The 21,195-nt window shown below is 63.2% G+C and carries 15 protein-coding genes; 2 read left to right on the top strand and 13 right to left on the bottom strand.

Annotation, left to right across the window (positions count from 1 at the left end):
• Positions 1–2: 2 nt before the first annotated feature.
• The 5 genes from H156_RS0111225 to rlmE all read right to left on the bottom strand — a co-directional run bounded on the left by H156_RS0111225 (position 3) and on the right by rlmE (position 8,991).
• Positions 3–2,993, bottom strand: a complete 2,991-nt coding sequence (locus H156_RS0111225) for a virulence factor SrfB (RefSeq protein WP_017365477.1) — start codon at positions 2,991–2,993, stop codon at positions 3–5.
• Between the two features lie 21 nt (positions 2,994–3,014).
• Complete coding sequence (locus H156_RS0111220; RefSeq protein WP_017365476.1) at positions 3,015–4,589, bottom strand: SrfA family protein; 1,575 nt, start codon at positions 4,587–4,589, stop codon at positions 3,015–3,017.
• 200 nt (positions 4,590–4,789) lie between these two features.
• Complete coding sequence (gene glmM / locus H156_RS0111215) at positions 4,790–6,133, bottom strand: phosphoglucosamine mutase (RefSeq protein WP_010961099.1); 1,344 nt, start codon at positions 6,131–6,133, stop codon at positions 4,790–4,792.
• A 114-nt stretch (positions 6,134–6,247) separates the two neighbouring features.
• Complete coding sequence (gene ftsH / locus H156_RS0111210; protein WP_187148265.1) at positions 6,248–8,155, bottom strand: ATP-dependent zinc metalloprotease FtsH; 1,908 nt, start codon at positions 8,153–8,155, stop codon at positions 6,248–6,250.
• Positions 8,156–8,358: 203 nt separating this feature from the next.
• On the bottom strand, positions 8,359–8,991 hold the full coding sequence (gene rlmE, locus H156_RS0111205) for a 23S rRNA (uridine(2552)-2'-O)-methyltransferase RlmE (RefSeq protein ID WP_017365475.1): 633 nt from the start codon (positions 8,989–8,991) through the stop codon (positions 8,359–8,361).
• Between the two features lie 58 nt (positions 8,992–9,049).
• On the opposite strand from rlmE, the gene yhbY reads away from it, so the two are divergent.
• Entirely contained in the window at positions 9,050–9,331 is a 282-nt protein-coding gene (gene yhbY, locus H156_RS0111200; RefSeq protein ID WP_036246435.1) for a ribosome assembly RNA-binding protein YhbY, read from the top strand.
• Here yhbY and greA read toward each other — a convergent pair.
• The 8 genes from greA to hrcA form a co-directional block, all read right to left on the bottom strand.
• On the bottom strand, positions 9,328–9,804 hold the full coding sequence (gene greA / locus H156_RS0111195; RefSeq protein WP_017365474.1) for a transcription elongation factor GreA: 477 nt from the start codon (positions 9,802–9,804) through the stop codon (positions 9,328–9,330). The genes yhbY and greA overlap by 4 nt on opposite strands.
• Before the next feature lie 24 nt (positions 9,805–9,828).
• Positions 9,829–13,047 carry a carbamoyl-phosphate synthase large subunit gene (gene carB, locus H156_RS0111190; protein ID WP_017365473.1) on the bottom strand — a complete coding sequence of 1,073 codons (3,219 nt, stop codon included), beginning with the start codon at positions 13,045–13,047 and terminating at the stop codon, positions 9,829–9,831.
• A gap of 15 nt (positions 13,048–13,062) precedes the next feature.
• Entirely contained in the window at positions 13,063–14,199 is a 1,137-nt protein-coding gene (gene carA / locus H156_RS0111185; protein WP_026045963.1) for a glutamine-hydrolyzing carbamoyl-phosphate synthase small subunit, read from the bottom strand.
• 134 nt (positions 14,200–14,333) lie between these two features.
• Entirely contained in the window at positions 14,334–15,143 is an 810-nt protein-coding gene (dapB, locus tag H156_RS0111180) for a 4-hydroxy-tetrahydrodipicolinate reductase (RefSeq protein WP_017365471.1), read from the bottom strand.
• Positions 15,144–15,160: 17 nt separating this feature from the next.
• Positions 15,161–16,294, bottom strand: a complete 1,134-nt coding sequence (gene dnaJ / locus H156_RS0111175) for a molecular chaperone DnaJ (RefSeq protein WP_010961107.1) — start codon at positions 16,292–16,294, stop codon at positions 15,161–15,163.
• 95 nt (positions 16,295–16,389) lie between these two features.
• Entirely contained in the window at positions 16,390–18,315 is a 1,926-nt protein-coding gene (gene dnaK / locus H156_RS0111170) for a molecular chaperone DnaK (protein WP_010961108.1), read from the bottom strand.
• 68 nt (positions 18,316–18,383) lie between these two features.
• Positions 18,384–18,941, bottom strand: coding sequence for a nucleotide exchange factor GrpE (gene grpE / locus H156_RS0111165; RefSeq protein ID WP_017365470.1), 558 nt, complete (start codon positions 18,939–18,941; stop codon positions 18,384–18,386).
• 109 nt (positions 18,942–19,050) lie between these two features.
• Entirely contained in the window at positions 19,051–20,103 is a 1,053-nt protein-coding gene (gene hrcA / locus H156_RS0111160; RefSeq protein WP_010961110.1) for a heat-inducible transcriptional repressor HrcA, read from the bottom strand.
• Between the two features lie 219 nt (positions 20,104–20,322).
• On the opposite strand from hrcA, the gene H156_RS0111155 reads away from it, so the two are divergent.
• Positions 20,323–21,195, top strand: a complete 873-nt coding sequence (locus H156_RS0111155; RefSeq protein ID WP_017365469.1) for an NAD(+) kinase — start codon at positions 20,323–20,325, stop codon at positions 21,193–21,195.

The raw sequence follows: 21,195 nt of genomic DNA, 5'->3' as shown, positions 1-21,195 counted from the left end.
CCTTAACGGATGATGCTGCCCGTGTCCAGCCAATAGCTGCTCTCGCCGATGCCGACGGTGGTCAGGGTGTTGAGCTTGAGCACGATGTCGCGCGACGGGTTGAGGGCGGTGCCCTGGCTGGTGACGGCGGAGGCCACGCTGAAGCTCTCGGGCCCCGCGCCTTTCTTGCGGTCCAGTTTGAGAGCGATCTGGATCACGGCGGGCGCGGTGCGGTCGGCGCTGGCGAGGAGCTGCTTGGCGCGTTCGCTCAGGTCCAGCACGTACAGCGGCGTCGCCGGCCAGCGCTCGGAGGCGAGCTGCCTGAACCCCAGGATCATCCGGGCGCGCATCTCGAACGGCTGCTCCGGAAGCTCGTAGTTCTCGTCGTCCAGATTGACGTCACGGTAATACACGTCGGCGTCCCGCAGTACGAGGTTCTGGTCGATCAGCCCCAGGTGGCGGACGGTGGAATACACCTTGTAGGCATGGGCCAGGAAGTTGAAGTTGGGGATGCGGCGGGCGCCGCCGACTTTGCAGATCATCGCCCCGACCACCGCCGTGGTCTTGGGGTCGCCGATCCGGCCGTCGCGGTGGAAGGGATACCAGACCCCGGCGCGGAACCCTGCCAGCGGGACGATCCGGTCCGGCGGCAAGGGCAGCAGGCGGCGGAACAGCGCCAGGATGCCCGGCATGCAGGAGGGCCGCCCGCTCAACAGCAGAACGTCGCAGTGATAGAGGTGGACGATCTCGCACAGCGCCCGGACGGTCTTGCAGATCTCGAACCGGTCCTCCAGGAACAGCCGGTGCAGCCGGTGCAGATCGAAAGGGATCGTTACTTCGAGCAGATCGAAATCCTTGTCCCTGGCACCAACCGACCGCTTTACCCCCAACGCGAAATGCCGCACTACGTGCTCGGAGGGACGGTCATCCCCCACCAGCAGTTCGCCGATCCTGAAGCCATGCGACTCCGCCGGCAGAGCCGGATCGAAACGCTCATAGGCATGCAACAGCTTCAGGCCCAGCGGATAGAACACCTCCAGGGCCAGCCGCTGACGCGAGGTACGGTCCTGCACCGACAGGGTCTCGGCGCCGATGAGCTGGGACAGCAAGGATGCGGGATCGGCCACACCGTACTCGAGCAGCGCCGCCTCGATCGCCGGCACGATCATCTTCTGCACCGTCTCCAGCAGCAGATCGTCGCCAGCCACCTTGAAGCCGTCGCGGAACCGCTGCTCCGGCAGGATGTAGACGTTGGCGCCCTGGCCATGGTCCAGCCGGTAGTCGGCCACCACCAGGTCCGTAGTGCCACCGCCGATGTCGATCGAGGCCACCGTGATCGTCTGGTCCCCACGATCCACACCGCTGCGGCGCAGGATGCGGAAAAACTCCTCCGGCCGCCCGCCGAAATGCTCGTGGATTTCACTGAACAGGTAGACCGCCTGGGCGCAAGTCGCCTCATCCCATTCGGTATGGATCACCGGGAAACGCGGCCAGGCGGTCGGGTTGCCGGCGGCATCCACGGCGTCGATGCCGTCGTCTTCCGGCTGCCAGCCCAACGCCTTCCACACCAGGGCCATGGCCTGGCGCAAACGCGCGGCGAAGATCCGCCGCTCCGGCTTGGGCATGGAGGGCGGCACGGTGATGATGATGGAACGCAGGTGCCGGGGCTTTTCCGGATCGCCCTGTTTGATCCGCTGGGCCGGGCTGTTGATCTGCCCGAGGGCGTGGACCAGGATTTCGGCCAGGAAGAAGCACATCAAGGAGCTGCGCGAATATTTGGGCACGAACACCGGCATCCGCTCGGCCTCCGGCAGTTCGTGCAGGGCTTCGCCGCGCTCGTTGATCAGGTTACTGAACGGCGCCCCCGTGGCGTGCGGTTCGATCTCCTCGCGGCTGTAGGCGACGTTGAAGCGCCAGCCGGGCTCGTAACGGTCCTCGTCCCAGAGGTAGCGCTTGGGACTGGACAGCCCGGTCGAGCCTTCGGTGCCGCGGCGGTGATTGGCCAGCCGCGCCGCCTCCCGCCCGACCCGGGCGATGGTCGGCCAGACGAAGGCATCGTTGCGCCCGCTCTTGCAGGCCAGGTGCTCCTTGCCCAGCAATGCCTGGGCGAATTCCGCCCGGCTCTCGAAGGGTTCGTGATAGACCTTGTGCGGCTCGGACAAGTCGCGGATGGTGAGTTCGTAGCGGTTCTTCAGGCCATCGTGCTGCTGGGGATGCTCCTCGACCAGGATGCCACAGGTCCGGGAATTGCCGACGTCCAGCACCAGATCCACTGGGATCGGCGCATAGATGTCGTCCGGCGCGTTGCTGCGCACCCGGATTTCCGGGATGTTGGCCCGTACACCGATCAGGTACAGAAAATTGAGGTAATGGGCGTGATGGCTGAGCTGTTCGATCTCGCTGTCGACGTCTTCGGCCGGCAGCTTCAACCGCTCCGCCGCCTCGTCGCGGAACACTTCCGCCAGCCATTCGTCGACCCAGGGCAGTTCCGGATACCAGCCCATCTCGTGCGCCCGGTAGGCAAGCTGGAAACTGGCGCCGGTCTGCACGTCGGCGTGGGTCGGCGCCAGATAAGCCGTGGCCGCACGCGCCTCCAGTACCTGGGTGTCGAAGGCCAGTGTCAGGCGGTGAGTGTGACCGCGCAGGTCTTCGCCTTCGCCGAGTCTGACGATGCGGCCACGGGCCCAGGTGGTGGGCCCCTGGTCGAAGCGGCGCTGGGGACCGGCTCGCAGCACGGGCAGCGGCAGCCAGCAGCCATCCAGCAGTTTGATGGACTCATCGACGCTCACGCTGAACCTGGGTTTGACCACCAGCACCGGATCACCCGGATGCACGTGGCGCTCACGCCGCTCGTCCCATTCCAGCCGCGCCAGCGAGCGCCGGCCGCTCTGCAGGGCAAACTCGCCGGGCGGCTCCCGGCGCAGGTCCAGCGTCAGGCCGAAATCCATGAACTGGACCCCGCTGCGCATGATCAGCGTGGCGTTCTCGGCGAATTCCACCAATTCGCTCAGCATTCCGCTTCTCCGCTCCTTCCGCTATTTCTTGGTGATCCGGACCTTGTAATCGGAACCGTCCGGATTCCTGCCCTTGCACACCGCATGGCCTTGCGGGTCGGTGGTGCATTCCACCTTGGAGCGCTGGATGCTGCTGCCGTCGGGACAGCGGATGTCGCCGGCCTGGTCGATCACCAGCCTGGATCCGCTGAAACTGGAAGTCACCGGCGCGGTGCATTCCATCTCCTTGCCGCCGACCGAACGCTTCAGCCGGGCCATGCCATCCTTGCCCTTGAAATCGTATTCGAGCCGAATCGGATTGCCGGAGCTGTCCTGCAGACCGGTGACGGACTGCCACTGGCCGTTCAGGAAGTCGGTAGAGCCCTTCCTGGCTGCCTCCTTGGGGATCGTCAGCGGTGCGCCGGAAGTCGTCACGTTGGCTCCAGCCTTGGAAATGGCTTTTTCGGACGGAGCCTCAGCAGGTGGTTCGGTTTTCGCTGCTGATTTATCTTCGGCGGATTGCGTGGCTTCGTCGGCCGGCTGGCCCTCGGCGGTTTGTCCTCCGCTGCCGGGATCCGGTTGCGGCTTATCGTCGCCAGGCGATCCGGTCCCAGCCACGTCGGTGTGGGCAGACGCGACCTCGGAGACTGACGTGCTTTCGGCCGCGTCAGCCGCACCTCCCGGCGGCATCGCGGCTGACGTGTCCCAGTTCTCGGTATCGGTCGCCCCTTCCGGGCTTTGATCCACTTGCGTGGAGTCCACGACGGTCCGGGAACCCTCCACCGAGCGCTTCACGCTCACCGTGTCCCGGTCCTGGCGCCCGCTCCGGTCGATTCGCTCACCGAAGGCGGCGACGTCGCTGCGGCTCTTTTCCCTACTTTCCTCCTTTGCATCGGGACTGGGAGATACGTCGGGGATGACATCCCCTTCCCTTTCCAGCGGAAGCGGGCTCGGCGTAGGCTCTTGCCGGACGAACCCGGACAGACCGTCCGGCCCGCAATTCTTCAAGCCGAACAAGAGGAGTCCCACCAGAAGCAGCAGCGGCAACAACAGCCAGTGCCACCAGCGCCGGCGCCCAGGCATCGGTGGAATCTTGCCCGGTCCCTCCTCGAAACGCGCCGCCGATGCCGAGATGCCGCTTACGTCGAGGCTGGCCAGCACGTCACGCTCCGAAACCTCCTCGCGCTGGGCGAATCCCCAGAACGTCATGACCGGCCGCCCCCCGACGAGATACACATGATCCTCCCCGGGAATACGCGTCGCCAGCGCCAGCAGCTTGCCAAAAACCTGCTGCTCGCCGTCTTCCGACGCCTGCAGCGCCCGGCTCTTCTCCAGCAGGCGCTCGCGCGCCGCCAACAGGCTGGCCCTGGCCGGGCCGCGCTCCTCCGGAGTCGCCGACGTCCAGGGCACCACGTCTCCATCGAATGCGGAATACCAATCCAGGGTATCCCCCTTCTCGTCCTGGACCGGCACGGCGAAGTAATCCGCCGCCTCCTGGCCGAGCTGCCGCCGAATCGCGGCCCGCAATTGCGAAGCCGCGCGGTAGACCGGCTGGCCGGTGGCACCCAGGGGCAAAAAGTGCTTCAGGCGGCCGGAGCGAAGCAGGACACCAGCCATGGGAACACTCCTAGAATCGTCGGAAAGGAGGGAATGGTCGGCCGGATCGCTGACACGGCCGGCAGCCGGACTCCGCGCTGCGCACCCGATTGTAGCAAAGATGCAGCGCGAGGACGGGAAGCCGACCGACTCGTGATACAGGGAATGTCCCCTTTCCGTTCAATGGCATAAGTCGGAAACGAGCCTGGCCGGCACACGCTTCAGGCGGAAAACGCCCGGGCCACGGCTCCCGCCAACCGGTCGGCGAGCTCGCGGACCTGGCCCTCGTCCGCTCCTTCGACCATCACCCGGATCAAGGGCTCCGTGCCCGACGGGCGCAACAGTACGCGTCCCGAATCGCCCAACTCCGCCTCCACCTCGGCCTTCACTTTCTGGACCAGCGGCACCGAAGCCAGACTGACCCGTTCCGCCAGCCGCACGTTGACCAGCCGCTGGGGATATTTCCTCATGCCCTGCTTCAGTTCGTGCAGGGTTTTTCCGCTGCGGACGATCTCCGCCAGGACTTGCAGGGCGGAGACGATGCCGTCCCCCGTGGTGGTGCGGTCGCGGCAAATGATGTGTCCCGACCCTTCGCCGCCGAGCATGCTGCCGTGTTCGAGCATCATTTCCATCACGTAGCGGTCGCCGACCGCGGCCCGCCTGAATTCCAGGCCCAGGCGCCGTATCGCCTGCTCCAGGCCGAGATTGCTCATCAGGGTTCCCACCACGGAACCCTTCAGTTCGCCTTCGGCGTGCCGGGCATTGGCGATGACGAACAGCAGTTCGTCGCCGTCGACGACCTCCCCCCGGTGGTCGACCATGATCAGCCGATCGCCGTCTCCATCCAGCGCTATGCCCAGATCGGCATTTTCCTCGAGCACCGTCTGGCGAAGGTTTTCAGGATCCGTGGCGCCGACGCGATCGTTGATGTTGAGACCGTCCGGCGCGACCCCGAGGGTACTCACGGTCGCTCTCAGTTCCGAGAACACGTCGGGAGCGACGTGGTAGGTCGATCCGTGGGCGCAGTCCACCACGATTTTCATTCCGGAAAAATGCATACCCAGGGGAATCGTGCTCTTGCAAAACTCGATATAACGCCCCGCCGCGTCCACGATGCGGGTCGCCTTGCCGATGTGCGAACACTCCACAGTGGTCATGGGCCTGCCCAGATAGTCTTCGATCAACAGTTCCAGTTCGTCGGGCAGCTTCATGCCGTCCGGCCCGAAAAACTTGATGCCGTTGTCGTAATAAGGGTTGTGTGAAGCGCTGATCACCACGCCCGCCTGGGCACGGAGGGTGCGGGTCAGATAAGCGACCGCCGGGGTCGGCATCGGGCCGAGTAGTTGCGTATCGACGCCGGCGGCGGAAAAGCCGGCTTCCAAAGCCGATTCGAACATGTATCCGGAAATCCGGGTATCCTTGCCGATCAGGACACGCCGGCCCGGCATCTCCCGGGCGAAGACGCAGCCCGCCGCCCACCCGAGCTTGAGCATGAAATCCGGAGTGATCGGGTAATCACCCACCCTGCCGCGAATTCCGTCGGTCCCGAAATACTCTTTCTTCACTGCTTCCTCCCCCAATTCTGACGTCCTCAAGAAAACTAGCGAAATCGCGGACAATAGAAAACCCCTGGCAGACTGCGCCCGCCAGGGGTTCGAAAGCCTGTGCGGCCCGAAAACTCAGGTCTGCTCCGCCGGTTTGCCGAAGGACCCCGATACCGGCTGATCGCCACCCTTCGATGCCGACTCGCCGCTACCGGGAGGCGTATTGTCCTCCCAGCTCTGGGGAACCCTGGGGGACCTGCCTTCCATGATGTCGGCGATCTGCAGACGGTCTATGGTTTCATATTTGATCAGCGCTTCGGCCATGAGGTGCATCTTATCCATATTTTCCCGGAGGATACGCTCGGCGCGCTCGTAGTTACGGTCGATGATCGAGCGGATCTCCTCGTCGATCAGGTGCGCCGTCTCCTCCGATACGCTCTTGTGCTTGGTCACGGACCGCCCCAGGAAGACCTCGCCCTCCTCCTCGCTGTAAGCCAGCGGCCCCAGCCGCTCCGAGAGCCCCCAGCGCGTCACCATGTTCCGCGCCAAATTGGTGGCACGTTCGATGTCGTTCTGGGCACCGGTGGTGACGTGCTCACGACCGAACACGATCTCCTCGGCCAGCCGGCCGCCGAACAGGCTGGAAATCTGGCTCTCCAGTTTCTGCTTGCTGGCGCTGTAGGTGTCACGCTCCGGCAGGAACATCGTGATGCCAAGGGCGCGGCCGCGTGGCATGATGCTGACCTTGTACACGGGGTCATGCTCGGGGACCATCAAGCCAACGATGGCATGGCCGGCTTCGTGGTAGGCCGTGAGCTTCTTTTCCTCATCGCTCATGACCATGGACTTGCGCTCGACGCCCATGAGGATCTTGTCCTTGGCCTTCTCGAAATCCTCCATTTCCACGACCCGCTTGTTTTTGCGGGCGGCGAACAGGGCGGCCTCGTTGACGAGGTTGGCCAGATCGGCCCCCGAGAAACCGGGCGTGCCCCGTGCCAGATACTTCGCTTCCACGTCGTCAGCCAGTGGCACGCGTTTCATGTGGACCTTGAGGATCTGCTCACGGCCGCGGACGTCCGGCAGCCCCACCACGATCTGGCGGTCGAACCGGCCCGGCCGCAGCAGCGCGGGATCGAGCACGTCGGGGCGGTTGGTCGCGGCGATCACGATGATGCCTTCGGTGCCTTCGAAACCGTCCATCTCGACCAGCAGCTGGTTCAGGGTCTGCTCGCGCTCGTCATGCCCGCCGCCCAGACCCGCACCGCGGTGACGGCCGACCGCATCGATTTCGTCGATGAAGATGATACAGGGAGCGTGCTTCTTGGCCTGTTCGAACATGTCACGCACGCGCGACGCGCCCACCCCGACGAACATTTCCACGAAATCCGAACCCGATATCGAGAAGAACGGTACCCGCGCCTCGCCGGCAATGGCCCGTGCCAGCAGCGTCTTGCCGGTGCCCGGCGGGCCGACCATGAGCGCGCCGCGCGGGATCTTGCCGCCCAGTTTCTGGAACTTGCTCGGATCCTTGAGGAAATCGACCATCTCGGCTACGTCCTCCTTGGCCTCGTCGGCACCCGCCACATCGGCGAAGGTCACCTTGACCTGATCTTCTTCGATCAGCCGTGCCTTGCTCTTGCCGAAGGACATCGCCCCCCGGCCGCCCGCGCCGCCCTGCATCTGGCGCATGAAGAATATCCATACCGCCACCAGCAGCAGCATGGGGAACCAGGAGATGAAGATTTGCATCAGGAGCGACTGCGACTCCGGCGGCTGCGCCTTGATCTCCACGTGGTTCTTGAGCAGGTCGTCGATCAGGTGCGGGTCTTCCGGGTTGTAGGTCGAGAATTTCTCACCCGTACCCAGCATGCCGCGCACGTTCTGCCCGTCGATCGTCACCGACTTGACCTGTCCTTCATTCACCGCCGCGATGAACTGCGAATAGGACATGCTGGAATCGACCGATTTACGGGACCCGAAGTTGTTGAAGACGGACATCAGCACGACGGCGATGACCACCCAGAGCAGGATATTCTTTAACATGTCGTTCACGACTCGAATCTCCGTAGTCGGATTGGAATGGGATGGAGAACGGCTCTTGTTATTTTGTGTCAGACCGATGACGGCAATATTATCCACACCTGCACGCGATCGCTACGGAATTCCCCGCAGCACGAAAAAATCGCCGACGCAACATGACACAAATATGACACTTGGATGGCCAAAATCGTTCCCGCCCCCCTGATTCAGCGGTCGGCGCCACGGTATCCCTTACCGACCAGGTAAATTTCCGCGCTCCGTGCCCGCGAGGCCTTCGGCTTCCTCATGCCGACGGACCCAAACGCCTTCCTGGCCCGTGCCACGTATTCCTGGAATCCTTCCCCCTGGAACAGCTTCACGACGAAACTTCCCTTCGGCCCCAGCACCCTTTCCGCGAGATCGAAGGCCAATTCCGCCAGGTACATGCTGCGCGGCTGGTCGACGTTGCGGTTACCGCTCATATTGGGCGCCATGTCCGACAATACCACATCCACACGGCGCCCGCCGATGGCTTCCAGCAGCGCCTGGAACACCGCATCGTCGAGAAAATCCCCTTGCACCACGGTGACGCCGGGTAAAGGTTCCATCGGCAGCATGTCCAGGGCAAGGACTCGGCCGGAGGCCCCCACCCGCCGGGCCGCATATTGCGACCAACCGCCTGGGGCCGCCCCGAGGTCGATCACCGTGGTGCCGGGCGCGAACAAACGGTCATGCTCGTCCAGCTCCATCAGCTTGAAGACGGCTCTCGAACGATAACCTTTCTCCTGCGCCAGGCGCACGTACTCGTCGGAGAAATGCTCCGCCAGCCAGCGGCCGCTGCTCCGGCTACGCTTTGCCATGGGAAATTTCTTCAGTCACGTTACAATAAGCAGCTTTTTCTTCGACAGAGTGCCACGTATGACTCCCGAACTCCGACGCCAATTACGCGCCAAGGCCCACAAACTGAAGCCGGTCGTGATCACCGGCCAGGCCGGTATCACACCGGGCGTGCTCGGCGAAATCGACATGGCTCTGGAACATCACGAATTGATCAAAGTCCGGGTCAATGCCGGGGACCGCGAAACCAGAGCGGAGATGACGGCGCAAATCTGCGGAGAGTCGGGTGCCGAGCTGGTCCAGTCGCTCGGCCATGTGATCACGCTGTTCCGGAAATCGCCTGAGCGGGGCAGGAAAGTCTAGACGTATTTGACCGATACGATTTCGTATTCGCGGGTACCGCCCGGCGCCTGCACCGTCGCTATGTCGCCTTCCTGTTTGCCGATGAGGGCGCGCGCGATCGGCGAAGTCACCGAAATCCTCCCTTCTTTGATCTCGGCTTCGTCCTCGCCGACGATTTGATAGGTCACCACTTCGCCGGAAGCCAGATCTTCGATCTCCGCGGTCGCCCCGAAGACGACCTTGCCGCCGGGGTTCAGCCGCGTGACGTCGATGATCTGGGCATTGGCGAGCTTGGCCTCGATCTCCTTGATCCGTCCTTCGATGAATCCCTGCTGTTCTCGCGCTGCCTGATATTCGGCGTTCTCCTTCAGGTCGCCATGGGCGCGCGCTTCGGCGATCGCCTCGATGACCCGGGGCCGCGCCACCGTCTTCAGATGATTGAGTTCTTCACGCAGCTTCTCGGCACCGCGTGTGGTCATGGGAGTCTTGTTCATCGCTGCTGCTTCCGATTCTCCGATTCAGGATAGGGCGCCATGCAAATCCTGCAGCCGGTTGACGTCCACCGAGCCGAGTTCGTCCAGCGCACAGCAGATCGCATGGGCGCCGGAAATCGTGGTGGTGTAGGTCACCTGATGCTGCAGAGCCTGCCGCCGAATGGTGAACGAATCGGCGATGGCCTTCTTGCCCTCGGTCGTATTGATGATAAGCTGAATCTGGCCGTTCTTGATCATGTCGACAATATGCGGCCGCCCTTCGTACACCTTGTTCACCTTTTCGCAAGGCACGCCCGCATCCTGCAGCACCTTCGCCGTGCCTCGCGTGGCCACCAGGCGGAACCCCCTGGCGACCAGGGCCTTCGCGATCGGAACGATCTTGGGCTTGTCGGCGTCACGGATGCTGATGAGGGTCGTCCCCTCGTAGGCCAGACGCACACTCGCGGCCCGCTGCGCCTTGGCGTAGGCCTCGCCGAAGCTGGCGCCGACACCCATCACCTCGCCGGTCGACTTCATCTCCGGCCCGAGCAGCGGGTCGACACCAGGGAATTTGATGAAGGGAAACACCGCCTCCTTCACCGAGAAATACGGCGGAATGCGCTCTTCGCTCACGCCCTGCTGGTCGAGGCTGCGCCCGACCATGCAGCGCGCCGCGACCTTGGCCAGGGGATATCCGGTCGCCTTCGAGACGAAGGGAACGGTGCGGGAGGCGCGCGGATTCACCTCCAGCACGAATATCTCATCATCCTGGATGGCGAACTGGGTGTTCATCAAGCCGACCACGCCCAATGCCTCCGCCAGCAGGCGGACCTGCTCTCTGACCCGGTCCTGGATGTCCACCCGCAGGTCATACGGCGGAATCGAGCAGGCGGAATCGCCCGAATGCACCCCCGCCTGCTCGATGTGCTGCATCAAGCCGCCGATCATCACGCGCTGGCCGTCGGCGACGGCATCCACATCCATCTCGATGGCATCGGACAGGAAGCGGTCGAGCAGCACCGGGGATTCGTTGGAAACACTGACGGCTTCCAGCATATAGCGCTTGAGGTCATCGTCGTTGAACACGATTTCCATGGCCCGGCCACCCAATACATAGGAGGGACGCACGACCAGCGGGTAGCCTATTTCCTGGGCACCCCGCAGGGCCTCTTCCAGCGAGCGCGCGGTGCGGTTGGGCGGCTGTTTCAGGTTGAGCCGGTCGATCAGTTTCTGGAAGCGCTCACGGTCCTCGGCCAGGTCTATGGAATCGGGCGAAGTGCCGATGATCGGCACGCCGGCCGCTTCCAGCGCCCGGGCCAGCTTCAGCGGCGTCTGGCCGCCGTATTGCACGATCACGCCCTTCGGCTTCTCCAGATGAACCACTTCGAGCACATCCTCCAGCGTCAGCGGCTCGAAATACAGGCGGTCGGAAGTGTCGAAATCGGTCGACACCGTCTCCGGATTGCAGTTGATCATGATGGTTTCGAAACCATCCTCCCGCAGCGCCATCGCCGCGTGCACGCAGCAATAGTCGAACTCGATGCCCTGGCCGATGCGGTTGGGACCGCCGCCGAGCACGACGATCTTCTCCCGGTCCGTCGGCGCGGCTTCACACTCTTCCTCGTAGGTCGAGTAAAGATAAGCGGTGACGGTGGCGAACTCGGCCGCGCAGGAGTCGATCCGCTTGTACACCGGACGGATGCCGAAACGATGTCGCACCGCCCGCACTTCGGCTTCGCTGCGGTCCAGCAGGCGGGCCAGACGGGAATCTGAGAATCCCTTGCGTTTCAGAGCCAGCAGTTCGTCAGGGGTAAGCGATGCAAGGGTACGCTTGGCCAGGGCGGCTTCCTCGAGGATCAAATCCTCGATCTGGGCGAGGAACCAGGGATCGATGGCACTCAGCTCATGGACCTGGTCGAGACTCCAACCCAGCCGGAAAGCGTCGGCGACGTAGAACAGACGGTCGCAGCCCGGATGGCCCAGCTCGCGCTGCAAGCGCTCCACCCGGTCGTCGCTGTCCGCAGTGAGCTTGCCGACCAACCCGTCCACCCCGATCTCCAGGCTGCGTAAGGCCTTCTGCAGCGACTCCTGGAAAGTCCGGCCGATCGCCATGGCTTCGCCTACCGACTTCATCTGGGTGGTGAGGCGATCGTCCGCCTGCGGGAATTTTTCGAAGGTGAAGCGCGGGACCTTGGTCACCACATAATCGATGGTCGGTTCGAACGACGCCGGCATGGCACCGCCGGTGATCTCGTTGCGCAGCTCGTCCAGGGTATAGCCGACCGCCAGCTTGGCAGCGACCTTGGCAATGGGGAAACCGGTGGCCTTGGAAGCCAGCGCCGAAGAACGCGACACCCGGGGATTCATCTCGATCACGATCAGACGGCCGTCCCTCGGATTGACGGCGAACTGGACGTTGGAACCGCCGGTATCCACCCCGATCTCGCGCAGCACCGCGATCGAGGCGTCACGCATGATCTGGTATTCCTTGTCGGTCAGCGTCTGCGCCGGCGCGACCGTGATCGAATCGCCGGTATGAACCCCCATGGGATCGAGGTTTTCGATCGAACAGACGATGATGCAGTTGTCGGCACGGTCGCGCACCACCTCCATCTCGTACTCTTTCCAGCCGAGCACCGACTCCTCGATCAGCAGTTCGTGGGTCGGCGAAAGCTCCAGCCCGCGTTCGCAGATTTCCACGAACTCCTCGCGGTTGTAGGCGATACCGCCACCGGACCCACCCAGGGTAAAGGAAGGTCGGATGATGGCGGGATAGCCCACCATGTCCAGCACGGACAACGCCTCTTCAAGGCTGTGAGCCACCTCGGATTTCGGCACTGACAGGCCGATCTTGATCATGGCCTTGCGGAACTGGTCGCGGTCCTCGGCCTTGGCGATGGCTTCGCGGCTGGCGCCGATCATCTCCACCCCAAACCGCTCCAGCACACCTTCGCGGTCCAGGTCCAGCGCACAGTTGAGCGCCGTCTGGCCGCCCATGGTCGGCAGCAGCGCATCCGGGCGCTCCTTTTCGATGATGCGGGCAACCGTCTGCCAGTCGATCGGTTCGATGTAGGTTGCATCGGCCATCTCCGGGTCCGTCATGATCGTGGCCGGATTCGAATTGACCAGGATGACCCGATAGCCTTCCTCCTTCAGTGCCTTGCAGGCCTGGGCGCCGGAGTAGTCGAACTCACAGGCCTGGCCGATGACGATGGGGCCGGCGCCCAGGAGCAGAATCGATTTGATATCGGTACGTTTTGGCATGAACGAAGGACACCGTTAATGGCGGTTGCGGGCGGCTCTCATGGCGCCGACGAAGCGGTCGAACAGGTCGCACAGATCGTGCGGGCCAGGACTGGCTTCCGGATGCCCTTGGAAACTGAAGGCAGAACGATCGGTGAATTCGATGCCCTGCAGACTGCCGTCGAACAGCGAGCGGTGGGTCGGTCTCACGTTCGCCGGCAGGCTGGCCTCCTCCACGGCGAAACCGTGGTTCTGGCTGGTGATCACGACCCGGCCGGTGCTCAGGTCCTGCACCGGATGGTTTGCGCCGTGATGGCCGAACTTCATCTTCGACGTGCGCGCACCTGCCGCGAGGGCCAGCAACTGATGCCCCAGGCAGATGCCGAAAACCGGAATGCCGGTGTCCAGGAATGCCCGGATCGCCGCAACGGCGTAGTCACAAGGCTCCGGATCACCAGGACCGTTCGATAGGAACAACCCGTCGGGTTTGAGTGCCAACGCTTCCGCTGCCGGCGTCCGGGCGGGTACCACGGTGACCCGGCAGCCTCGATCCACGAGCAGTCGCAGGATGTTTCGCTTGACTCCGAAATCGTACGCGACGACATGGAAACCACCTTGACCTGACTGCACCGGCTCGGCGCCGAACCGCCAGCTGCCTTCGGTCCACTCATAGCGCTGCGGGGTGGTGACGACCTGAGCCAGATCCATACCCTGCAATCCGGGAAAACCACGGGCCATCGCCACCGCAGCGTCGGCATCCAGAGAGTTGCCGGCCGCGATGCAACCGCGCTGGGCCCCCTTGTCGCGCAGGATACGGGTCAGCCGGCGGGTATCCAGGCCGGCAACGCCGACCACGCCGCGCTGGCGCAGGTATTCGTCGAGGCGGCGCTCGCACCGCCAGTTGCTGGCCCGCAGCGGCAGATCACGGATCACCAACCCGCTGGCGAAAATGCCGGAAGATTCGGTGTCTTCTTCGTTGATGCCGGTGTTGCCGATGTGGGGATAGGTCAGCGCGACGATCTGCCGCGCGTAGGACGGATCGGTGAGGATTTCCTGGTAGCCGGTGATCGAGGTGTTGAACACCACCTCGCCCACCGATGCCCCCTCGGCCCCGATCGCGTAGCCACGAAACACGGTACCGTCGTCAAGAGCGAGCAGCGCGGGAGTTTTCAAAAAAGCCACCTCAAGACGTGCAAAAACGGGGCAGACCCGAAGATATGCCCCGCTCGTTGGGATATTCGATGCGTTTTAGCCGTGGGATTATAGAAGATAGCCCTGATGGAGTCCATCCAGAGCGCGGCGGCACCTCATCCCTTCAAACCCAGCACGTCCTGCATGTCGAACAGTCCTTCGCCCTGGGACATCAGCCAGACGGCCGCCCTGACCGCTCCCTTGGCGAAGGTCATGCGGCTGCTGGCCTTATGGGTGATCTCGATGCGCTCGCCTTCGTCGGCGAACATGACGGTGTGCTCGCCGACGATGTCGCCGGCGCGGATGGTGGAGAAACCGATGGTCTTGGCATCGCGTATCCCGGTGATGCCTTCGCGGCCGTAGATCGCGCAGTCCTGCAAGTTCCGCCCCAAGGCTTTCGCCACCACTTCGCCCATGCGCAGCGCGGTTCCGGAGGGCGCGTCGATCTTATGGCGGTGATGCGCCTCGACGATCTCGATGTCGGCATGCTCGCCCACCACCCGGGCGGCGATATCCAGCAGCTTGAGGGCCAGATTCACACCCACGCTCATGTTGGGCGCGAACACGATACCCATGTCCTCCGCGGCGGCGGCTATGAGCTGGCGCTGCTCCGCGCTGAAACCGGTCGTGCCGATCACCAGCCGGATTCCGGCCGAACGGCAGGATTCGAGATGGGCCAGCGTGACTTCCGGCAGGGTGAAGTCGATCAGCACGTCGACTTTGTCCGAAACTTCGCTCAGGTTGCCAACCACGGGCAAACCGATCGCCGACAAACCGGCCAGCTCGCCCGCGTCGCGCCCCACCACCGGACTCCCGGGACGCGCGATCGCCGCCGTTAGCTCCACTGCCGGATCGGCTAAGCATGCGCGCACGAGATTGCCGCCCATCCGGCCGGCGACACCCGCTATTCCTGTTCTGATCACCATGGTTCCAGCCCTCCCTCTCAAAGTCCCAGGCGATCGAAGAACTGTTTGACCCCGTCCAACCAACCATGTGCCTGGGGACTGTGATGGCTGCCACCGCCCCGCAAGGATTCGTCGAGCTGCCGAATCAGGTCGATCTGCTCCTTGTTCAGGTGCACCGGCGTCTCGACTCTCACCCGGCACAGCAGGTCACCGGCCACGCCGCCCCGGACCGGCTTGACGCCCTTCCCACGGACCCGAAACAGCCGCCCGGTCTGGGTCTCGGCCGGAATCTTGAGCACCACCTTGCCGTCCAGCGTCGGCACTTCCAGTTCGCCGCCCAGACAGGCGGTAGGGAAACCGATCGGCACTTCGCAGTACAGATCGGCGCCGTCCCGCGTGAAGATGGGATGCTGCTTGACGCCGATGTGTACGTAGAGATCGCCCGGCGGCCCGCCGCCCTCCCCCGCTTCACCCTCGCCGGAAAGCCGGATACGGTCGCCGGTATCCACACCGGGCGGAATTTTGACCGACAAGGTCTTGGTCTCCTGCACGCGGCCCTGGCCGTAACAGACCCGGCAGGGGTCGGAAATGTGCTGGCCGGTGCCGCGACAGGTCGGACAAGTCTGCTGAACCGAGAAGAAGCCCTGCTGCATGCGCACTGCACCCTGGCCGTGGCAGGTCGGGCAGGTCACGGGAGCGCTGCCTTTCTTGGCACCAGAACCACCACACTCGGTGCAGGTGACCCACGTCGGCACCTTGATCTTCGCTTCGGTCCCGGCTACGGCCTCCTCCAGCGTAAGCTCGAGGTTATAGCGCAGATCACTCCCCCGTTGCCCCCGGCCTCGACGGCGTCCACCTCCACCGAAGATATCCCCAAAGACATCGCCGAAAATATCGCTGAAACTGTCACCCGTGAATCCGAAGCCGCCGCCTCCGCCCATCGAAGGATCGATGCCGGCATGGCCGAACTGATCATAGGCCGACCGCTTCTTGGGGTCTGAGAGGACATCATAGGCCTCCTTCACGCTCTTGAAACGCTCCTCGGCCTCGGGATTGTCCTTGTTCCGGTCGGGGTGGTATTTCATCGCGAGGCGGCGGAACGCCTTCTTGATGTCGCTGTCGCTGGCGTTGCGAGGAACCCCGAGCGTTTCGTAATAGTCTTCTTTTGCCATAAACGCACAACCGCCGGCTCGACGCCGGCGGCCCGATCAAGAGGGATCAGGATGAACCGCGCCCCACGGGGGGATGCTGCACGGTCCGCCGCGGTTCAACGCTTGTCGTCGCGGACTTCCTCAAACTCGGCGTCGACGACGTCATCGCCGCCCGACCCGCCAGCCTTTTCGTGGCTGTGCGTTTCACTGCCTGCCGTGCCGCCCTGCTGGGTATAGAGCCGTTCGGCAAGCTTGCCGGAGAGTTCGGTCAACGCGCTGGTCCGCTGCTCGATCAGATCCTTGTTGTCACCGCCCATGGCATCCTTCAGGTCGTTCAGGGCCGCTTCGATTTTCGCCCGCTCCTCGCCGGAGACCTTGTCGCCCAGTTCGGCGAGTGTCTTGTTGGTGGCGTGGACCACGGCATCGGCGTGATTGCGCGCGCTGACCAGCTCGTGCATGCGGCGGTCTTCTTCCGCGTGCAGTTCGGCATCCTTCACCATCCGCTTGATCTCGTCCTCGGACAGGCCGCTGGAGGCGCGGATGACGATGGACTGCTGTTTGCCTGTCGCCTTGTCCTTGGCCGAGACGTTCAGGATGCCGTTGGCATCGATGTCGAAAGTCACCTCGATCTGCGGCACGCCGCGCGGTGCCATCGGGATGTCGCTCAGGTCGAAACGCCCCAGCGACTTGTTGTCACGGGCCATTTCACGCTCACCCTGCAACACATGGATGGTCACGGCCGTCTGGTTGTCCTCGGCGGTGGAAAACACCTGTGTGGCCTTGGTCGGGATCGTGGTGTTCTTTTCGATCAATTTGGTCATGACGCCGCCCAGGGTCTCGATACCCAGGGACAAGGGGGTCACATCCAGCAACAGCACATCCTTCACCTGGCCACCGAGCACGCCGGCCTGAATGGCGGCGCCGACCGCCACGGCCTCATCCGGATTGACGTCCTTACGCGGCTCCCTGCCGAAGATTTCCTTGACGAACTCCTGCACTTTGGGCATCCGGGTCTGACCGCCGACCAGGATGACTTCATCGATGTCGGCCGACTTCAAACCGGCATCCTTCAGCGCGGTTTCACAAGGACCGCGGGTGCGCAGGATCAGATCCTCCACCAGCGCCTCCAGCTTGGCCCGGGTGAGCTTGACGTTGAGGTGTTTGGGCCCGGTCGCATCCGCCGTGATGTAGGGCAGGTTGATCTCGGTCTGCTGGCTGGACGACAGCTCGATCTTGGCCTTTTCGGCAGACTCCTTCAGGCGTTGCAGCGCCAGCGGATCGTTGTGCAGATCGATGCCCTGTTCCTTACGGAACTCGTCTACGATGTATTCGATGATGCGCAGATCGAAGTCTTCGCCGCCCAGGAAGGTATCGCCATTGGTCGACAGCACTTCGAACTGATGCTCGCCGTCGACTTCGGCGATCTCGATGATGGAGATGTCGAAAGTGCCGCCACCTAGGTCGTAGACCGCGATCTTCTGGTCGCCGCGGCTCTTGTCCATACCATAGGCCAGCGCTGCCGCGGTCGGCTCATTGATGATGCGCTTGACATCCAGACCGGCGATACGGCCGGCGTCCTTGGTGGCCTGGCGCTGAGAGTCGTTGAAATACGCCGGCACGGTGATGACCGCTTCCTTGACTTCTTCACCCAGATAGGCTTCTGCGTCCTTCTTGAGCTTCATCAGCACGCGCGCCGAAATCTCCGGTGGCGCCATCTTCTTTCCGCCGACCTCCACCCAGGCGTCGCCGTTCTCCGCTTCGACGATCGTATAAGGCACCATCTTGATGTCTTTCTGGACGACGTCATCCTTGTAGCGACGACCGATCAGCCGCTTTATCGCAAACAAGGTGTTCTTCGGATTGGTGATGGCCTGCCGCTTGGCGGACTGCCCCACCAACACCTCGTTGTCCGCAGTGAAAGCGACGATCGAGGGGGTGGTGCGTGCACCTTCGGAATTCTCGATCACGCGGGGCTTGCCGCCCTCGAGGATGGCCACACACGAGTTGGTGGTGCCCAGGTCGATCCCGATAATCTTTGCCATGGGTTTCTCCGATTTATAAGTGATTGTTCTGAAAGCCTATAGGCTATGTGAGGCCGATCTCGGGGATTTCAAGCCTGGGCCACGACGACGAGCGCCGGCCGAAGCAGCCGGTCGTTCAGGAGATAGCCTTTCTGAAAGACCTTGACGACCGTATTTGGCTCGGCTTCCCCGGCCGGCTCCATGGCCATGGCCTGGTGCTGCTCCGGATTGAACTTCTCGCCGAGCGGATCGACGACCGCGATGCCGAATTTCTCAAACACGCTCTTGAACTGCTTCAAGGTCAGCTCCGCCCCTTCCCGGAGCTTGGCGACGTCGGGCGCATCGCCGGTGGAAGCTGCGATGCCCAGCTCCAGGCTGTCCATGACCGGCAGTAGCTCCTTGGCGAATTTTTCCAGCGCGTACTTGTGGGCGTTCTGGATGTCTTTCTCCAGCCGGCGGCGCAGGTTTTCCATTTCCGCCTGGGCCCGAACGAACCGGTCCCAGTTTTCGCTGGCCTGCTGCTGCGCCTCGAGCAGGGCCTTGTCCGGCTCAGCGGCTGGCGCAGCTTCGAGGGGTGCGCTCTCCACCTCCAGCGGTTCCGGCTGAGGCTCCGGGCCGGGGCCGTTGGTCAATTCTTCTTCGCTCATAGTCCGATTACAGGGTTTAATAGAGTTTGGATCGGGAAAAATGAAACCGCCCGGCCCCTCGGCGGGAGCGGGCGGCGGATGTCCTTTTGCCGTCACGACTCCGGCAATGCTAAGTTGGGGCCAGCGTCCGCTGATTCAAGGCCGCTCCCACCAGTTTCGCGGTGACGTCCACTAGCGGAATCACCCGTTCATACTTCATCCGGGTCGGTCCGATCACGCCGAGTACTCCCATCACCCGGTTGTCGACCGAATAGGAAGCCGTCACCAGGCTGCAGGGCTCCAGCGGCCGGAAACCACTCTCCTCTCCGATGATGATCTTCACCCCGGGCGACTCGAGGCAGCGATCGAGCAGGCCGACGATGCTTTCTTTCTGCCGGAACGCCTCGAACAGACCGCGCAGCCGGTCGACGTCGGCCAGCTCGACGAAATCCATGAGGTTGGTTTCCCCGCGCACCAGGAACGGCTTCCTGGAACGCCCGCCCTCGGCCAGAGCCTGTTCGGCGATCTCGCCCGCCTGCAACAGCTGTTCACTCAAACGGTCGCGTTCCTTCGCCAACTCGGCGCGCAGATGCTCCCGGGCCGAAACCATGTCCTTGCCGCCGCAGACGGCGTTGAAGAAGTTGGCCGCCGTCTGCAACTCCGCGGCACTGAATTTGTGGGGCGTGTGGATGATCTTGTTGTGGATTTCCTGGTCACTCGTGACCAGGATGGCCAGCACCCGGTTGTCCGAGAGGGGGAGAAATTCGATGTGCTGGAACACCAGGGTTTCCCGCCTCGGCATGGAAATGATGCAAGCCATGTGGGTCAGCTCGGACAGCAGCTTGGAAGCCGTTTCCAGCAGATCGCGCGGGTTTTCCCGGCTTTCCAGATCCAGCCACAACTGGTCGACGATGGCCTGATGCAGAGGTTTCACGGTCAGCAGGGAATCGACGAACAGGCGATAGCCGCTCACGGTGGGCAGACGCCCCGCCGAGGTATGCGGCGAGGTGATCAGGCCGAGTTCCTCGAGATCGGCCATGACGTTGCGTATCGTTGCCGGACTCAAGCCGGCATCCCGGGCGAGAACGCGCGAACCCACAGGCTGACCCTCGCCGATGTAACGCTCCACCAGCGCCTTCAGGAGTTGCTGCGCGCGTTCGCTCAGTTCTGGGAAACTCGCCACGGAAATTCCGTAAAGGATTTAATTTTAGGAATAGCACTCGGCCCATTGGAGTGCCAAAAAGCTAACAACCCCTAGATAAAGTGTCAAGAAGGTCCTACCATTTGGCAAAAATGCGGTATCCGCCCCCTTCGACCGGCGGTCGCCCCCGAGCCTTGCCAATCCTGATCAAGATCCTGAAGGCATCGAATTCTCAACCCCTCCTCACTCGAGTTCTGGCGGATGCCATCGCAATTTCGCACCATCGCGCTCATCGGAAAACCGGACGCTCCCCGGATAGCGGATACGCTCGCCGCCATTCACTCCTATCTGCTGACTTCCGGTCTCGAAATTCTGGTGGAGCACGGGTGCGCGGGGCTTTTTCCGCGTTCTGCCCGGACCGGCACGATGCCCGAACTGGCACGGCAGGCAGATATCGCCGTCGTCGTCGGCGGGGACGGCACCTTGCTGGGAGCCGCCCGCAGCCTTTACGCCCATGGCGTTCCCCTCGTGGGGATCAATCTGGGGCGGCTGGGATTCCTGGTGGACATCTCGCCCAACGAGGCCGTCGACAAGCTCAATGCGATATTGAGCGGGGCCTGCCGCGCCGAGGAGCGTTACCCTCTGACGGCCCGGTTGATCCGGAACGGGCAGACCATCGCGCAAGGCAGCGCAATCAACGAAGTCGTCGTCCACAGTGGCAGCGCGACCAGCATGATCGAACTGGAAACCGCCATCGATGGCGTGTTTCTGAATTCCCAGCGCTCCGACGGGCTGATCGTCTCCACGCCCACCGGTTCAACTGCCTATGCGCTGTCGGCCGGAGGCCCGATCCTCTATCCCACGCTCAATGCCACGGTACTGGCGCCGATCAACCCCCACACCCTGTCCAACCGTCCCATCGTCATTTCCGGCGACAGCCTGGTCACGATCGCTTTCCGGCCGAACAAGGAATTCCGCGCCCAGGTAAGCTGCGACAACGTCCCCTTCCCGGACGTCGGGATCGAGGACCGCATCGAAATTCGCAAGGCGGAACGGCCTTTCCGTATCCTTCACCCGACGGACTACGATTTCTTCCAGATCCTGAGGCACAAGCTCAACTGGAGCAACCGCTGA

This window comes from Methylococcus capsulatus str. Texas = ATCC 19069 (assembly GCF_000424685.1).
Taxonomy (GTDB): Bacteria; Pseudomonadota; Gammaproteobacteria; order Methylococcales; family Methylococcaceae; genus Methylococcus; species Methylococcus capsulatus.
Note: the sequence above shows the minus strand (reverse complement) of the source record. Positions and strands in the feature narration are given on the sequence as shown.

Excerpts from the sequence above, each read along its gene's own strand:
- grpE (WP_017365470.1), bottom strand. The coding sequence starts at position 18,941 with ATGAGCGAAGAAGAATTGACCAACGGCCCCGGCCCGGAGCCTCAGCCG.
- H156_RS0111220 (WP_017365476.1), bottom strand. The coding sequence starts at position 4,589 with ATGGCTGGTGTCCTGCTTCGCTCCGGCCGCCTGAAGCACTTTTTGCCC.
- rlmE (WP_017365475.1), bottom strand. The coding sequence starts at position 8,991 with ATGGCAAAGCGTAGCCGGAGCAGCGGCCGCTGGCTGGCGGAGCATTTC.
- dnaK (WP_010961108.1), bottom strand. The coding sequence starts at position 18,315 with ATGGCAAAGATTATCGGGATCGACCTGGGCACCACCAACTCGTGTGTG.
- dapB (WP_017365471.1), bottom strand. The coding sequence starts at position 15,143 with ATGGTGATCAGAACAGGAATAGCGGGTGTCGCCGGCCGGATGGGCGGC.
- ftsH (WP_187148265.1), bottom strand. The coding sequence starts at position 8,155 with ATGTTAAAGAATATCCTGCTCTGGGTGGTCATCGCCGTCGTGCTGATG.
- H156_RS0111155 (WP_017365469.1), top strand. The coding sequence starts at position 20,323 with ATGCCATCGCAATTTCGCACCATCGCGCTCATCGGAAAACCGGACGCT.
- carB (WP_017365473.1), bottom strand. The coding sequence starts at position 13,047 with ATGCCAAAACGTACCGATATCAAATCGATTCTGCTCCTGGGCGCCGGC.
- dnaJ (WP_010961107.1), bottom strand. The coding sequence starts at position 16,294 with ATGGCAAAAGAAGACTATTACGAAACGCTCGGGGTTCCTCGCAACGCC.
- yhbY (WP_036246435.1), top strand. The coding sequence starts at position 9,050 with ATGACTCCCGAACTCCGACGCCAATTACGCGCCAAGGCCCACAAACTG.
- H156_RS0111225 (WP_017365477.1), bottom strand. The coding sequence starts at position 2,993 with ATGCTGAGCGAATTGGTGGAATTCGCCGAGAACGCCACGCTGATCATG.
- greA (WP_017365474.1), bottom strand. The coding sequence starts at position 9,804 with ATGAACAAGACTCCCATGACCACACGCGGTGCCGAGAAGCTGCGTGAA.